Genomic DNA, 12,403 nt, shown 5'->3' with positions numbered 1-12,403 from the left:
CTGCTCTACCGCACGCGTTAAGAAGGTGCCCTTCCTTGTGTCTGGAGCAGCTCTCGGGCGGCCTCCAGCACCTCGATCGTCGGCACGTCGCTCACGAAGGAATCCCGGTGCGGGCACTCGCCGTCGCCGGGTCGGTGCGGGTAGATGCCGGGCGTGCAGTCCACCCCGCAGACCGGGCAGTGCACCACCCAGGAGCAGATCGGCCGGTGCCGGCCGCGCAGCGGGTTGGCCGTGTTGATCAGGTTGCCGACCCAGTAGATGCCGACCGTCGGCGTGCCCACCGCGGCGGCCAGGTGCAGCGGGCCGGTGTCGTTGGAGACGACCAGGGCGCAGCCGGCGTAGCAAGCGGCCAACCCGCCGAGGCTGAGCGTCCCCACCTGCGGCCGGACCGGCACCCCCGCCGCCGCGACCACCCGGTCCACCACCTCCCGTTCGGTGGGGGTACCGGTGACCAGCACCTCGTAGCCGTCGCCGTGCAGCTCGCGCGCCACCTCGCCGAACCGCTCGGCCGGCCAGCGGCGTCGGGTGTCGGTGGCGCCCGGATGCAGCGCCACCCGGGGTCGGTCCGGTGGGCCGAGCACCTGGGTCGCCTCCGCGCGGTCGGCGTCGGTCACGGCCAGCGCCGGCACGATGGTGGTCGCCGGCGCACCCACGAGAGCCACCGCCTCCAGGTAGCGGATCACCTCGTGCTGGTAGTAGACGTAACGGATCCACCGGTCGAGCGGCGGCGCGTCGTCGGCGCGCAGCCCCACGGTGACCCGGGCGCCGAGGCCGCTGACCAGCGGGTTGGAGTTGGCGCCGCCGCCGTGGATCTGCACCGCCAGGTCAAAGCCCTCGCTCCTGGCCGCCGCCACGAAGTCGTCCATCGACGACTCCGCCTCACCCGCTTCCGGCGTGCGGATGCCCGGCGCCGGCGGCACCACCAGCACCCGGTCCACCGGGCCCGGCCGGTCGCGCCAGAGCTTCGCGTGCCACGGCGCGCCGAGCAGCACGATCTCCGCCTCCGGGTACGCGGCGCGCAGCGCGTCCAGCGCCGGCAGGGCGAACAGGAAGTCGCCGAGCGCGTTGGCGCGCAGCACGGCGATCCGCTGCACGTCGGGGATGCGCCCGGCCGTCGGGCCGAGCAGGGACGGGGTGACCACGCGGTGCCGTTACGGCCGGTCGGTCTCGCCGACGGTGTCCGGACGGTGCAGCTCGCGGTCGGCGGCGGGATCGGCCGGCATCGGTGTACCAGCGGAGAGGCCGCCGGCGCGCGGCCCGGTGCGGCCGACGGTGATGGTGCGCGGCCTGGGTCGGGCCGCCCGGGGCAGCCGGACCCGGAGCAGGCCGTGGTCCATCACCGCGTCGATGCCCTCCGGGTCGACCCGGGACGGCAGGTCGATGCGGTATTCGAAGCCGCGGGTCTCGAAACCGCCCGGGATGCCCTGGTCGGCGTTGACCTCCGCCTCGGATCGGGCCCGTACGCACAGCTCCCGGTCGTCCAGCTCGACCGCCACCTCCTCCGGTGCCACCCCGGGCAGCCGGACGACGACCTCCCAGCCGTCCGCGGTCTCGGTCATCTCGACGTCGGACGTCCCGGCCCGGCCGCCGACCAGCCGGCTCAGCTCGGCGCGCAGCGACTGCAGCTCGCCCATCGGGTCCCAGCCCTGCTGCCGGCCCCGCCATCCCCGGCCGAAGCCACCGGTCTGCTGCTCGCTCATCACACCTCTCCGATCCGCTGGGTGGCCGCGGGTGGCCGCAGCGAGCTGGGCGCATCCAGACCGGCCTCGCGGTCGACGCCCACGCCGAGCCGGTCGACCAGCTCCCCGCCGAGCCAGGCGCTGATGCCGAGGATGGCGACCGCGACCACCTCGATGGCGATCAGCGAGCCGCCGGCGGCCCGGGAGTCCGCGTTGAGCCGGACCGCCCAGACGGCGGCGAAGAGCAGGATCACCGCGACGTTCGCGCCGGCGTGCAGCAGGCCCACCCGCTTGGCGCGGGTGCCCGTCGGGATCGCCAGCAGGTCGAACGATCCGGCCGCGGCGGCCAGCAGGCCGCCGATCAGACCGACCGTGATGTTCCAGTACGCGACCTCGCCGAGGAAGTCGGGACCGCCGACGGCGTCCACCACGTCGAACAGCACCGCCGTGACCAGCAGCGCGACCGGGAACATGACCAGCATCGGATGAACTGGGTGACCCAGCACCTTGAGTCGGCTCTCCATCTTCTTCCAGCCTCCACTGGTCGGCGTCCTGCGTGACGGGTCGTGCTGCGGGCGCGTCGGGTGAGGCCGTACCCCCGACAACCGGGGGCAAACCTCGCGCTGGCCACGCGGCCTAGGCTGGCGGCGGTGGCACCCGCCACCCGGGTCAACGGCTGGGGGAGGATCACGTGACGGTGGAGATCACCTCGCACGAGGAGCTGCGCGAGTTGCTCGGCGTACCGAACGCGCGGGCCGCCAACAAGGAGCGCCCCCGCCTGCACGAGCGGGACCGGCAGTGGGTGGCCGCCTCGCCGTTCTGCCTGGTGGCCACGGCCGGCGCGGACGGTAGCTGCGACGTCTCGCCCAAGGGCGACCCGGCCGGGTTCGCCCTGGTGCTGGACGACACGACGATCGCGCTGCCGGAACGGCCGGGCAACAGGCGGGCCGACGGCTACCGCAACATCCTCGACAATCCGCACGTCGGGTTGCTCTTCATGATCCCCGGGAGGACCGACACGCTGCGGATCAACGGGCGGGCCCGACTGGTGCGGGACGCACCCTGGTTCGACGACATGGTGGTCAAGGGGCACCAGCCGGTACTCGCGGTGGTGGTGGAGATCGAGCAGATCTTCTACCACTGCGCCAAGGCGTTCCTGCGGTCCGCGTTGTGGCAGCCGGAGACCTGGCAGCCGGAGGTGCTGCCGTCCCGGGCCCGCCTTGTCAAGGAGGTCGAGGCGCCGACGGAGAACCTGGAAGACCTGGAACGGCACTACGGCCCGGAGTACGTCCGAACCATCTACGTCTGATCCAGCATCCACGGCTGATCCGGCGGCACGAGGGTCTGCTGGAGAGCCTGGAGCGGTTACCACCACACCGCCGAGCGTATCGGTGGTCAGCCTGCGCCGAAAGCCGTCGTGCCGCTCAGGACGCCGGCTCGGCAGACACCATCCACAGGTGACCGTCGGGGTCGGCGAAGGCGCCCGCGTACCCCCAGGGTTGTGCTGCCGGCTCGGTGACCACCTCGGCACCGGCGGCGCGGGCGCGCTCGACGATCGCATCCGCCTCGGCGGGAGAGGCGACGCTGAGGCTGAGCACGCACTCGCTCTGCCCCCGCGTGGCGACCTCGTGCCGGCCGATCACCCACCCGAAGCCGCCGGTCGGGATGAGCATCAGCCGCAGCCCGTCGTTGACCACGAACTGCAACGGCTCGGGGATGCCGTCGTCGGCCAACTCGCCAACCGTCTCCAGGCCGAGGCCGTCACGGTAGAAGCGGTGTGAGGTGGGGCGGTCGGCGATGGGAAGACTGATGATCACGGGCGCGAAGGGCATGGAACGGGCTCCAGGGTTTCGGGCGGACGCTGTCTCCAGGATGGACGGCGCCGGGCACCGAAAGTCATCGGACCCGCCGGCCCGTGGGTGCTGCTCGTGCTCTTCATCGTGATCACCGGCGCGCTGCTGCTGTCGGCTGAACACGTTCCTGATCTAGCGTTGCCGCATGAACGTTGAAGGCTGGTTGGCAGACACCCGCGCCTCCTACGACACAGTCGCTGTCAGTTATGCCCGTATGGTAGGCAACCTCCTGGCCGAAACACCCTACGAACGAGCGACTCTGGCGTTGTTCGCCGACCTCGTCCACGCCGCCGGTGGCGGTCCGGTCGCGGACGTGGGCTGCGGACCAGGGCGGATCACCGCACACCTGCATGGGCTCGGCGTCGACGCCTTCGGGATCGATCTGTCGCCGGGAATGATCGATGTGGCTCGGCGCGATCACCCCGGTCTGCGGTTCGAGGTGGGTTCCATGACCGACCTCGACCTGGCCGAGGCGTCGGTCGCCGGCCTGGTCGCCTGGTACTCGCTGATCCACATCCCCGACGACCAGGTCAACTCGGTCTTCGCGCATTTCCGGCGGGTGTTGCGGCCCGGCGGCCCGCTTCTGCTCAGCTTCCACGTGGGCGACGAAACCAGGCTCAAGACCCAGGGGTACGGCGGCCACCCGATGAAGGTTCACGTCCACAGACGCCAGCCCGCCCAGGTGGCGGCCTGGCTGCGCGAGGCCGGATTCGCGGTCGAGGCGCAGATGACCCTCACCTCGGCCGAGAGTTCGCTCGGCGGGATCATCTTCGGACGCCGCCAGCCCTAGGGCATGGCTCCGATCCCTGACCTTTCAATCGTCCCTTGACGCCCCGCTGTCAGCGATCTGAGTGACGAGGAAGTCGAGCCGTTCCTCCTGGCCGTCCGGGAGGATGCGGCCGCTGTCGGACAGGACAGCCATGCCGTGCAACGCGCTCCAGGTGACCTCGGCGAACAGTTCACGGCGCTGGCTGTCCGGACGGAAGCAGCTGACGAACTCGTCGAAAGCGGCCCGTAGCGGGGGCGGTGTCTCGGCGCTCGCGAACTTCAAGTCGGTGTGCAGGACGAACATGGCCTGGTACAGGGCAGGTCGTTCGACCGCGAAATTCAGGTAGGCGCGGCAGACGGCGCGCAGGGTCTGCCCCTGCTCCGGGGCGGCCTGCCGCGCGCGCCGCAGGTGGGCGGCGAGTTCGCTGAAGCCGTCGATGGCAACAGCGCTCACGATGGCGTCCTTGCCAGTGAAGTGGCTGTACAGCACCGGCTGGCTGTACTCCACGCGTTCAGCCAGTCGTCGCGTCGTCACCGCCTCCCAGCCTTCGGCTTCCGCGAGTTCGCGCGCGGCCGTGATGATCAGCTGATGGCGGTGGGCGCGTTCACGTTCACGGCGCTCGTTGACGGCGGACATGACGGAATCCTAGCAGGGCTAGACATCCTTTCGAAGCTAGGTCTATCGTCGCTATCACTACTAGCGCCGACAGGAATCGCTCCGGGTGCTGCCGCCGAGAGGGGAAGCAATCCATGCTCACCAACGTCGCCAACGTGCTCGCCGGACTGATCGGCGCAGGCATCATCTTCATGGGCGCTCGAGCGTTCTGGGCACCGCAGGCCGCAGCGGGCTTTGGTATCCCCGGCACGCCGACCGAGGACCGGAACTTCCAGGCCTGGCTGTCCGTCAAGGCCGTGCGCGGACATCGCCTCGGGGCTCTTCATCCTCATCCTGCTGGCTGGAGCGACACCCCACCTGCTGGGTTGGTTCATGCTGGCCGCCACCGGCATACCCGTCGGCGACGCACTGATCGTGCTGCGCAGTAACGGGCCCAAGTCGGCCGTTTACGGTATCCACGGGGCCACCGCCGCGGTGATGCTGGCGATCAGCGTGCTCCTGCTCGTCGCGTAATCCCGTGTCGCGCCGCTGGCCGGCTATTGCCTGCACGGACAAATGGGTGAACCTTCGGGCGACGTTGGTCTTCGGCCTCGACCCGCCAGCGCCGCCCTGATCGACCTCGGGAAACGGCGAAGCCCAGGTCGATGACCTGGGCTTCCGTACCGAGCCGCCTGACGGAATCGAACCGTCGACCTACGCATTACGAGATCAAGTTGCCTACATCTGCCTACCTGGCAAAACCCCGCCCGAGCTGCTGATATGTCTCTCGACATCTCTCAATGCCGGTGGTCGCGGTCCGGCCTCTTAAGGACTGGATGAGGACTGAGGCAGGCCACACGTGCGGGCATGTGGTGGTCGGTAGATTACTCCTCCGACCAGGAGTGAGGTTCGATCACCCATGGCCCGCCTGGGTTCTTCCGGAAAGCCGACTGACCAAGCGGGAGGCTGGCGAGTTGAGCCACCGATGAGTTCAGCTCGATGACATGCCTGATGCATGTCGCGACTACTGCGCCAGGCTGGTTCGGATCGTTGACGCCATCGCCGACCATCCAGGAGTTGTCGTCGTTGTGGATCACCTCGCGCGCCGGCTCTCTACCCTCCAGCACCGTGCGCTGTACCACTGCCCCCAGATTGTCGGGGAACCGGCCGCCGCTGAAGGGGAAGGGCAGGGATCTGAACATCTCATGCTGGTCCGAGTGTCCGGAGGTCTCGGTGGTGTGATCATCCACCGCGACACCATAGACCCTGGCCTGCGTGCCCAACGTCTCCGTGGCGGCGACGATCGCTCTGCAGGGATCCACCTCGCACTGTCAGCTTGGGAATTGTCGATCTCCGGCAGGCCCCGGGCTTGACGGCCTGGTCTCGGTAGTCTCGCGTGGCCTCGGCTGGCCCCTGTTGTCCCAGACGAATGGCACGCTAATGGCACGCCGCAGACCTCTGCCTTGCAAAGATCAAGGCTCCTGTCGGGCTGCGACGCTCGCGAAGCCGTCGTAGCCTGCGGCGGCACTGTCAGGAGGAGGCTACGGGGCAGTCCTTTTGACATTTTCGATACGTGATCCGATTTTCCAAGTCCGGATCACCGACATAGTAGTTGACGGTTAAACCGCCGTCCGACCTCTCCCATCTCAAGATGTAACGCCCGCCGTTGGCGCTGCCGGCAAGAGCGTCGATGTCAATACCGATGTCGTGTATTCGGCCCGGATTCGCTAGAAACCAACGACCTTCCGCCGGTAGCTTGTCTCGCCCTGGCTGGAATCCCGGCGGAAGATCCTCCGGAAACGCATCGAACATGTGATGCGGCAAATTCGTGGCCGTGAACAGGTGGTCCGACTTGAAGACCAGCACTGAGTCGTCCCGCTCTTCGATCCACGTCCCCACCAGCTCCGATTCCGTCATGGGAATCGGCTCTTTCGCAGCAGGCGCACTAGGACCAGGGACCGCGCATCCGACAAGCATCACGACGGCTCCGAAGATAGCGAGTGAACCGCGTTGAGAGGTTTCCTGCCTCGGATCACGCGCAGTTGGCATTTTGGCAGGATAGCCGCCATCTGCAAGTGCATCAATGAGACGGCGTTAGGTGGAACCAGCCTTGCCAGCGGATGTCCTCGTCGGGCAGTCGTAGACCGTCCAGCCTCCCGGGACGGGGCCAAGGTCGTTCGTCCGGTAGGGCGCTCCACCTTGTCCCCGTCCCGGGAGGCTGGTAGCCCTTGTGGTGCCCGATGAGGTGATCCGCGTCCGGCTGATCTCTGAGGAGGGTCGGGGCTCGGGGCGGAGCCCCGAGGTCTTCAAGCTCTTGTAGCTCGTAAGCATGGCCGGCCGGCCCGGCCGATGCCGGCCGGAGGTCGCCAGCAGGCCGGGGCCGGGCCGGCGCGGCCCGCTTGCGGGCCGCCTTGATCTGCTGCGGCGGCGGTTGACAGTGGCGGTCGCCTTCGCGGAGGTCGGCGGGAACCTGGTCGAGGGGACGCCGAAGAACCACCAACGCCGGTCTGTGCCGATCCCGCGCTTCCTCGTCGACGAGCTGGCCGCGCACATCGTCGGTAAGGGCCGGGCCGCGCTGGTGTTCACCGCCCCGAACGGCGGGCCGCTGCGCAACACCAACTTCCGGTCGCGGGTCTTCGCGCCGGCGTCGGCGTCGGTCGGGCTGGCCGGGTTGACTCCGCACGATCTCAGGCACACGGCGGCGAGTCTGGCCGTGGCGGCGGGCGCTAACGTCAAGGCGGTGCAGCGGATGCTCGGCCACGCCTCGGCGTCGATGACCCTGGACGTGTATGCCGGCCTGTTCGGTGACGACCTGGACGCGGTCGCCAACCGCTTGGACGAGGCGGTCACTGCACGGGACAAGGACTATCTAAGGACCGGCACCACAGACGGCGGCGTGATTGACCTTGGGAAACGGCGAAGCCCAGGTCGTTGACCTGGGCTTCCGTACCGAGCCGCCTGACGGAATCGAACCGTCGACCTACGCATTACGAGTGCGTCGCTCTAGCCGACTGAGCTAAGGCGGCAACGATCGTCAAGTGTACGGCACCCCACGGCGGTCGCCCGAACGGGATACCCCCTCCCCGGCCGCTGCCACCAACCGGACATCGGCCGCCATCTGGACGTTTACCGGACAGCGGATCAGAGGTGTCGGTACTACGCTGCGGCGGGTGAGCGACGATCACGCCCCCCTCGACACCCCCGACCAGCAGGACCCGGCGGACGGGCGTCCCGACGGCCCGCCGGCCGGCGAGCGGGTCGCCCATCGACCCCGCACCACGGACCCGCTGGAGCTGGGCTTCACCCCGCGCAAGCCGGTCCCGTGGCTGGCGCCCTTCCTGCTGATCAGCACCGGCATCCGGACGCTGCTGGCGATGCTCTTCGGGGCGTACCTGGACAAGCGCGAGTTGCAGAACGCGTTCGGCGACGACGCCTTCCGCCAGGCCGGGCCGGACGGCGGGCTGTGGCTCGACTACGTGGCCGACCTGGGCGACGGCTTCAACGCCACCTACTCGGTGGCGTACCTGCTGGCACAGCCGGAGCTGGCCTTGGACGGGCACCGGCTGCCCCGGGCGCAGACCCTGGTGATGGGCGGCGACCAGGTGTACCCGTCGGCGGCGTACGCCTCGTACGAGGACCGGTGCAAGGGCCCCTACCAGGCAGCGCTGCCGGGGACCCCGCCGGAGCGGCCCACCCTCTTCGCGGTGCCCGGCAACCACGACTGGTACGACGGCCTGACCGCCTTCCTGCGGTTGTTCGTCCGCTCCCGGGACCGGCACTTCGGCGGTTGGGGCACCGGGCAGTCGCGCTCGTACTTCGCGGTGGAACTGCCGGCCGGCTGGTGGCTGCTCGGCGTGGACGACCAGTCCGGCTCGTACCTGGACGACCCGCAGTTGGCGTACTTCGACGAGGTGGCTCGACGGCTCGGCCCCGAGTCGAAGGTGATCATCGCGACGCCGGCGCCGACCTGGGTCAAGGCCGCCGACCATCCGACGGCGTACGACTCGGTCGACTACTTCATCCGGACGATCATCGACCCGACCGGTGCCCAGGTCCGGCTGCTGCTCTCGGGCGACCTGCACCACTACGCCCGCTACGCGGGACCGGACCGGCAGCTGATCACCTGTGGCGGCGGCGGGGCGTACCTCTACCCGACGCACAAGCTGCCGGAGCGCATCGAGGTGCCGCCGCGGGACACCCTGGCCCGGCGGGCCAGCCGCGCCCAGCCGTACGACCTGGTGGCCCGCTATCCGGACGCGGCCCGCTCCCGTCGCTACGGCTGGGGCATCTTCCCCCGGCTGCCGTTCCGCAACCCCGGTTTCACCACACTGCTCGGCACCCTGCACACGCTCCTGATGCTGGCCATGGCGGGCGCGGCCGCGAACTGGGCGGACACCACCGAGCAGCGGCTGTTCACCGTCCCGCTGGTGATGATGCTGCTCGTGACGGTGCTGGCGGCGGCCCTGTTCGCCAAGCCACCCAGCGCGAACGGCAAGCGGCACGCCCGGCACTGGATCCTCGGCGTCAGCCACGGCCTGGCACACGTCGGGCTGGCCGCCGCCGGCACCTGGGCCTGGTTGGCGCTGCCGTTCTACGACTGGCCGTGGCCGCTGCCGGTGGTCGCCGCGGCGGTGCTCTACGGCCCGGTGAGCGGGCTGGTGGCCAGTCAGCTGGTGGCGGCGTACCTGTTGGTGGCGGGGTCGTTCGGGGTGAACGTCAACGAGCTCTTCGCCGGTCAGGGCATCGAGGACTCCAAGGCGTTCCTGCGGCTGCGCATCGACCCCGACGGCACCCTCACCATCTATCCGATCGCGGTCGACCGGGTCTCCCGCGACTGGCAGGTCAACCCCGACCAGTCCCCCACCGCAAGCTGGCTGACGCCGAAAACCCCGCTGACCCCCCGCCTGGCCGAACCCCCGATAGTCCTGCCCTGACCCACAGCCCCGTTGATCATGAAGTTATTGCGGGCGACGCGCCGCCCCGGCGCGCAATAAATTCATGATCAACGGGGGGAAGGCCAACCGGGGGAAGGCGGGGCCGGGGCCGGCGGGGTCAGGGGGTGTAGTGCTGGTCGTGGGCCTGGCGGGGGGCGCAGACGGAGGCGCGGGAGCAGGAGCAGCGGGAGCCGTCGGCGTCGAGCCGGACCGTCACCGCGTCACGGGGGACGCTGTGGCCGACCACGCGGCCCTCGCCCTCCGGCGTGGAGACCCGGCTGCCGACGGCCGGGGCGGTCTCCTGGAAGCGCTGGTAGAGCGGGTGTTCGTACTTCAGGCAACACATCAGCCGGCCGCACGCCCCGGAGATGCGCAGCGGATTCAGCGGCAGGTCCTGGTCCTTGGCCATCCGGATGGTCACCGGCTCGAAGTCGGTGAGGAACGTGGCGCAGCACAGGTCCCGGCCGCACGAGCCGATGCCGCCCTGCACCCGCGCCGAGTCCCGTGCGGAGAGCTGCCGCAGCTCGACGCGACAGTGCAGGGTGGCGCCCAGGTCACGGACCAGGGAGCGGAAGTCCACACGGTGCGGCGCGGTGAAGTAGACCGTGCTGCGTTCGCCGCCGCCCTCGGCGGAGCCGAGCACGTGGTCGACGGCCACCACCTTCATCGGCAGGCCATGCGCGCGGATCAGCCGCTTCGCGGCCACCTTGGCCTCGGCCTTGCGCCGACGCAGCGCCTCGTCCCGGCTCAGATCGTCGTCGCCGGCCAGCCCCACCAGCCGGGGGAAGCCTTCGGTCTCCTCGGTCACCCACTGCGCGGCCCAGACGCACTCGGCCACCTCGGGCCCGTCGTCGGTCGGCACCAGCACCTTGTCGCCGACCTGCGGGCGCAACTCACCGGGGTCGAGGTAGTAGAGGCGCCCGTACCGGTTGAAGCTGACCGCGCAGAGCATGCCCATGCACCCACCCTACGACGGATCCCCGCCGAAGGGCGCGCCGGCCGTCGCCGGACGACTACCCCCCGCTGCCATCCATGACCGTCGACTTGACCGATTGCCGAGCCACCCGTCGTGCCGTTACTCCTCGCCCGGACGGTTGAATCCGGGCCGCGGTAGGGGACAAACGCGTCCGGGCGGCGTTGAGTGGAGGCAGACCTGCGGGGGGTGCAGGGGGAAGACCACGGCGTCGCCGCCGGTGCCGGCTCAGGCCGAGCGCCCGCGGGCGACGCCGTGGCCTGTCCGGTGGCGCGGCGGCCGGCTACCAGCCGACCCGGGTGGCCTGGTCGTACCGGGGTCGACCGTCCACCGGCGGCCGCCAGGCGGACTCGGCCAGGCTCGGCGCCCACTGGCGCAGCAGCGTCTCCGCACCGTCGTACGCGACGCAGAGCACCGCCAGCACCCGGGCGGCGATCTCGGCCGCATCGGCCACGCCGGGCCCCACCGGGCCGGGCCGGAGTGGCGTGCCCGTGGCGGTGGCGGCGACCACGGCAACCGCCTCGGCCGAGCGAAGAATGTCGGCCAGGGTGCGGGCCAGGGCGAGGCGGGTGCCATCCACCCAGTCGGCGAGGGCGTCGGCGTATCCGGCGGTGGACTCCAGGCGCCCGACCAGGCTCTCCGGCCCCTCGTCGAGGTGGCGCAGCAGCGCAGCCCGCTCCTGCCCGTACGCCGAGGCGGCCGGGCCGGACCAGAAAACCGGGTCGGTGAGCGCGGCGGAGACGTCGTCGTACCCCCGGACCAGCCGGCGCACCGCGTGCCCGGCGCCAGCGAGCGGTGCCGGATGGAGGTCGAGGAAGCCGCGGACCGCGTCGCCCGGGAGCACCTGCATCCGGCGCAGCAGCGGCCACACCCGGTGGCCCTCCGGGACACCGGCGGCGAGCAGTGTGTCCACCCGGCGCAGCAGGTCCAGGCCGGGCTCGGCGAGCCGGTCCAGCGGGTCCATCAGGGCTCCCCGGTGATGCGGCGGCGGGCGGCCCGGTCGACCTCGCCGTAGCGGTCGGCGGCCTCGCGCACGGCCGAGGCGGCGGCGGCCAGCCGATTGGCGGCGGCGCGTGCCTCGCGGGCCCGGTCGTCGGTGGCGGCGGTCCACTGCCGGTGCAGGGCGCGGCCGATCTCGCCGGGACGCCCCGGGGCGTCCGTGCCGAAGGCGGCCGCGGCCGGATCACTGGCGGTGACCGTGCGGGACAGGGCGGTGAGCGTGGCGCTCGCCTCGTCCAGCCGGGCGGAGAGCGTGCGCAGTGCGTCCATCTCAGGCCCCCGCGAGCGGTCGGTAGGCGGCGAACGTCTCGTTGTGCAGCTTCTCCCGGGCCCACTCGGCGGCGTCGGCCGCGGCGGTGACCGCGGCCTGCACGGAGCCGGCCACGTCCCGCGGGCTGCGGCTGTGCAGCGGCCCGAGGAACCGGACGTCGGTGATCCGCCCACCGGCGGTGACCACCACCTCGACCAGCCCGTCCGGCGACCGGACGGTGACCTCGACGGTCGACACCGCCTGGTCGAACTCGGCCTGGAGCGACTCGATCCGGCGGTAGCGCCGCACCGCCTCCTCGATCCAGGCTTCGTCGATCTCCCCCCGCGGCATC

At 70.7% G+C, this 12,403-nt stretch carries 17 protein-coding genes and 1 tRNA gene; 6 read left to right on the top strand and 12 right to left on the bottom strand.

Annotated elements, in window-relative coordinates; genetic code table 11:
- Positions 1-17: 17 nt before the first annotated feature.
- From KBX63_RS12020 to KBX63_RS12010, 3 genes are read right to left on the bottom strand one after another with little or no spacing between them, the layout of a single operon-like run.
- Positions 18-1,142, bottom strand: a complete 1,125-nt coding sequence (locus tag KBX63_RS12020) for a glycosyltransferase family 9 protein (protein ID WP_210911088.1) — start codon at positions 1,140-1,142, stop codon at positions 18-20.
- Between the two features lie 9 nt (positions 1,143-1,151).
- A complete protein-coding gene (locus KBX63_RS12015) occupies positions 1,152-1,700 on the bottom strand; it encodes an Hsp20/alpha crystallin family protein (RefSeq protein WP_210911087.1) in 549 nt (182 codons plus the stop codon).
- Positions 1,700-2,203: a DUF2231 domain-containing protein gene (locus tag KBX63_RS12010; protein ID WP_210911086.1), complete on the bottom strand. Its 504-nt coding sequence runs from the start codon at positions 2,201-2,203 to the stop codon at positions 1,700-1,702. The genes KBX63_RS12015 and KBX63_RS12010 overlap by 1 nt, the downstream gene beginning before the upstream one ends.
- Before the next feature lie 167 nt (positions 2,204-2,370).
- On the opposite strand from KBX63_RS12010, the gene KBX63_RS12005 reads away from it, so the two are divergent.
- Complete coding sequence (locus KBX63_RS12005) at positions 2,371-2,988, top strand: pyridoxamine 5'-phosphate oxidase family protein (RefSeq protein ID WP_210911085.1); 618 nt, start codon at positions 2,371-2,373, stop codon at positions 2,986-2,988.
- Positions 2,989-3,103: 115 nt separating this feature from the next.
- Here KBX63_RS12005 and KBX63_RS12000 read toward each other — a convergent pair whose 3' ends face one another.
- Entirely contained in the window at positions 3,104-3,511 is a 408-nt protein-coding gene (locus KBX63_RS12000; RefSeq protein ID WP_210911084.1) for a VOC family protein, read from the bottom strand.
- A gap of 166 nt (positions 3,512-3,677) precedes the next feature.
- On the opposite strand from KBX63_RS12000, the gene KBX63_RS11995 reads away from it, so the two are divergent.
- On the top strand, positions 3,678-4,322 hold the full coding sequence (locus KBX63_RS11995; RefSeq protein ID WP_210911083.1) for a class I SAM-dependent methyltransferase: 645 nt from the start codon (positions 3,678-3,680) through the stop codon (positions 4,320-4,322).
- A gap of 24 nt (positions 4,323-4,346) precedes the next feature.
- On the opposite strand, the gene KBX63_RS11990 is transcribed toward KBX63_RS11995, so the two are convergent.
- A complete protein-coding gene (locus KBX63_RS11990) occupies positions 4,347-4,937 on the bottom strand; it encodes a TetR/AcrR family transcriptional regulator (protein ID WP_210911082.1) in 591 nt (196 codons plus the stop codon).
- A 113-nt stretch (positions 4,938-5,050) separates the two neighbouring features.
- Between KBX63_RS11990 and KBX63_RS36705 the strand changes: the two genes are divergently transcribed.
- Together KBX63_RS36705 and KBX63_RS36700 are read left to right on the top strand one after the other, a co-directional pair.
- The gene (locus tag KBX63_RS36705; RefSeq protein WP_374102215.1) at positions 5,051-5,344 is read left to right on the top strand and encodes a DUF4267 domain-containing protein; all 294 of its coding nucleotides are present in this window, start codon (positions 5,051-5,053) and stop codon (positions 5,342-5,344) included.
- Positions 5,289-5,429, top strand: a complete 141-nt coding sequence (locus KBX63_RS36700; RefSeq protein WP_374102214.1) for a DUF4267 domain-containing protein — start codon at positions 5,289-5,291, stop codon at positions 5,427-5,429. Before KBX63_RS36705 ends, KBX63_RS36700 begins: the two co-directional genes overlap by 56 nt.
- Positions 5,430-5,779: 350 nt before the next feature.
- Here KBX63_RS36700 and KBX63_RS11980 read toward each other — a convergent pair whose 3' ends face one another.
- Both KBX63_RS11980 and KBX63_RS11975 read right to left on the bottom strand, forming a co-directional pair.
- Entirely contained in the window at positions 5,780-6,145 is a 366-nt protein-coding gene (locus KBX63_RS11980; protein WP_210911080.1) for a hypothetical protein, read from the bottom strand.
- Between the two features lie 280 nt (positions 6,146-6,425).
- Positions 6,426-6,812: a hypothetical protein gene (locus KBX63_RS11975; protein ID WP_210911079.1), complete on the bottom strand. Its 387-nt coding sequence runs from the start codon at positions 6,810-6,812 to the stop codon at positions 6,426-6,428.
- A gap of 520 nt (positions 6,813-7,332) precedes the next feature.
- Here KBX63_RS11975 and KBX63_RS11970 point away from each other — a divergent pair.
- Complete coding sequence (locus KBX63_RS11970; protein ID WP_307871695.1) at positions 7,333-7,830, top strand: tyrosine-type recombinase/integrase; 498 nt, start codon at positions 7,333-7,335, stop codon at positions 7,828-7,830.
- A 17-nt stretch (positions 7,831-7,847) separates the two neighbouring features.
- Here KBX63_RS11970 and KBX63_RS11965 read toward each other — a convergent pair.
- A tRNA-Thr gene (locus KBX63_RS11965) sits at positions 7,848-7,921 on the bottom strand.
- Positions 7,922-7,933: 12 nt separating this feature from the next.
- On the opposite strand from KBX63_RS11965, the gene KBX63_RS11960 reads away from it, so the two are divergent.
- Positions 7,934-9,829 (top strand): metallophosphoesterase, encoded by a 1,896-nt coding sequence (locus tag KBX63_RS11960; RefSeq protein ID WP_374102213.1) that lies wholly within the window; start codon positions 7,934-7,936, stop codon positions 9,827-9,829.
- A gap of 118 nt (positions 9,830-9,947) precedes the next feature.
- Here the strand turns inward: KBX63_RS11960 and KBX63_RS11955 are convergent, their stop codons facing one another.
- The 4 genes from KBX63_RS11955 to KBX63_RS11940 all read right to left on the bottom strand — a co-directional run bounded on the left by KBX63_RS11955 (position 9,948) and on the right by KBX63_RS11940 (position 12,402).
- Complete coding sequence (locus KBX63_RS11955) at positions 9,948-10,787, bottom strand: regulatory iron-sulfur-containing complex subunit RicT (RefSeq protein ID WP_210911077.1); 840 nt, start codon at positions 10,785-10,787, stop codon at positions 9,948-9,950.
- 298 nt (positions 10,788-11,085) lie between these two features.
- A complete protein-coding gene (locus KBX63_RS11950; RefSeq protein ID WP_210911076.1) occupies positions 11,086-11,766 on the bottom strand; it encodes a hypothetical protein in 681 nt (226 codons plus the stop codon).
- The gene (locus KBX63_RS11945) at positions 11,766-12,071 is read right to left on the bottom strand and encodes a hypothetical protein (RefSeq protein ID WP_210911075.1); all 306 of its coding nucleotides are present in this window, start codon (positions 12,069-12,071) and stop codon (positions 11,766-11,768) included. Before KBX63_RS11945 ends, KBX63_RS11950 begins: the two co-directional genes overlap by 1 nt.
- A gap of 1 nt (position 12,072) precedes the next feature.
- On the bottom strand, positions 12,073-12,402 hold the full coding sequence (locus KBX63_RS11940; protein WP_053659404.1) for a YbaB/EbfC family nucleoid-associated protein: 330 nt from the start codon (positions 12,400-12,402) through the stop codon (positions 12,073-12,075).
- Between the last annotated feature and the right edge of the window lies 1 nt (position 12,403).

Origin of the sequence: Micromonospora sp. U21 (genome assembly GCF_018070045.1) — a bacterium.
In the GTDB taxonomy this organism is placed as follows: Bacteria; Actinomycetota; Actinomycetes; order Mycobacteriales; family Micromonosporaceae; genus Micromonospora.
This window is presented reverse-complemented; position numbering and strand designations above follow the sequence as displayed.

What these genes read in the sequence shown, in the direction of transcription:
- KBX63_RS12015 (WP_210911087.1), bottom strand. Translation starts at nt 1,700, where the DNA reads ATGAGCGAGCAGCAGACCGGTGGCTTCGGCCGGGGATGGCGGGGCCGG.
- KBX63_RS12010 (WP_210911086.1), bottom strand. Translation starts at nt 2,203, where the DNA reads ATGGAGAGCCGACTCAAGGTGCTGGGTCACCCAGTTCATCCGATGCTG.
- KBX63_RS12000 (WP_210911084.1), bottom strand. Translation starts at nt 3,511, where the DNA reads ATGCCCTTCGCGCCCGTGATCATCAGTCTTCCCATCGCCGACCGCCCC.
- KBX63_RS11995 (WP_210911083.1), top strand. Translation starts at nt 3,678, where the DNA reads ATGAACGTTGAAGGCTGGTTGGCAGACACCCGCGCCTCCTACGACACA.
- KBX63_RS11990 (WP_210911082.1), bottom strand. Translation starts at nt 4,937, where the DNA reads ATGTCCGCCGTCAACGAGCGCCGTGAACGTGAACGCGCCCACCGCCAT.
- KBX63_RS36705 (WP_374102215.1), top strand. Translation starts at nt 5,051, where the DNA reads ATGCTCACCAACGTCGCCAACGTGCTCGCCGGACTGATCGGCGCAGGC.
- KBX63_RS36700 (WP_374102214.1), top strand. Translation starts at nt 5,289, where the DNA reads ATGCTGGCCGCCACCGGCATACCCGTCGGCGACGCACTGATCGTGCTG.
- KBX63_RS11975 (WP_210911079.1), bottom strand. Translation starts at nt 6,812, where the DNA reads ATGACGGAATCGGAGCTGGTGGGGACGTGGATCGAAGAGCGGGACGAC.
- KBX63_RS11955 (WP_210911077.1), bottom strand. Translation starts at nt 10,787, where the DNA reads ATGGGCATGCTCTGCGCGGTCAGCTTCAACCGGTACGGGCGCCTCTAC.
- KBX63_RS11950 (WP_210911076.1), bottom strand. Translation starts at nt 11,766, where the DNA reads ATGGACCCGCTGGACCGGCTCGCCGAGCCCGGCCTGGACCTGCTGCGC.
- KBX63_RS11945 (WP_210911075.1), bottom strand. Translation starts at nt 12,071, where the DNA reads ATGGACGCACTGCGCACGCTCTCCGCCCGGCTGGACGAGGCGAGCGCC.
- KBX63_RS11940 (WP_053659404.1), bottom strand. Translation starts at nt 12,402, where the DNA reads ATGCCGCGGGGGGAGATCGACGAAGCCTGGATCGAGGAGGCGGTGCGG.